General features: G+C 65.8%; 1 protein-coding gene. It reads right to left on the bottom strand.

What is annotated here, in order from left to right:
• Positions 1-879: dihydropteroate synthase (locus B2W70_RS10970; protein WP_286745674.1), on the bottom strand; the 879-nt coding region annotated here is incomplete at both ends.

The raw sequence follows: 879 nt of genomic DNA, 5'->3' as shown, positions 1-879 counted from the left end.
CACGTCGCCCTTGACGGTGGCGATCACGATCTTGCCCTTGCTGCGCACGTCGCCGCCGGCCAGCTCCAGCTGGCGCTTTTCTTCTTCGATGTAGGGCAGCAGGTGCGCCACAGCCTGCTTCATCACGCGGGCGCTCTTGACCACCTGCGGCAGGAACATCTTGCCCGCACCGAACAGGTCGCCCACGGTGTTCATGCCGGCCATCAGCGGGCCTTCGATCACGTGCAGCGGGCGGCCACCATCGGCCTTGATCTTCTGCCAGCACTCTTCGGTGTCGGCGGTGATGAAGTCGGTGATGCCATGTACCAGGGCGTGGCTCAGGCGCGCCTCGACGGTGGCTGGCGCTTCGGCCGTGCCGCGCCAGGCCAGCTTGGCGCTGTCGTCCTTGGCCGTGCCCTTGACCTGCTCGGCGATGCCCAGCAGGCGCTCGGTTGGCGTCAGCGACGTGTCTTCGCCGTCCTTGAACACCGGCTTGCGGTTGAGCACCACGTCTTCGACCAGCTCGCGCAGGTGCGGATCGAGGTTGTCGTACACGCCCACCATGCCGGCGTTGACGATGCCCATGTCCATGCCCGCCTGGATGGCGTGGTAGAGGAACACGGTGTGGATGGCCTCGCGCACCGGCTCGTTGCCGCGGAAGCTGAACGACACGTTCGAGACGCCCCCGCTGATCTTGGCGCCCGGCAGGTTCTGCTTGATCCAGCGCGTGGCTTCGATGAAGTCGACGGCGTAGTTGTCGTGCTCTTCAATGCCGGTGGCCACCGCGAAGATGTTGGGGTCGAAGATGATGTCTTCCGGCGGGAAGCCGATCTCGTCGACCAGGAAGCGGTAGGCGCGTTCGCAGATCTCGACCTTGCGCGCGAAGGTGTCGGCCTGGCC

Origin of the sequence: Aquabacterium sp. UBA2148 (genome assembly GCF_002328915.1) — a bacterium.
Lineage (GTDB): Bacteria > Pseudomonadota > Gammaproteobacteria > Burkholderiales > Burkholderiaceae_C > Aquabacterium > Aquabacterium parvum.
Note: the sequence above shows the minus strand (reverse complement) of the source record. Positions and strands in the feature narration are given on the sequence as shown.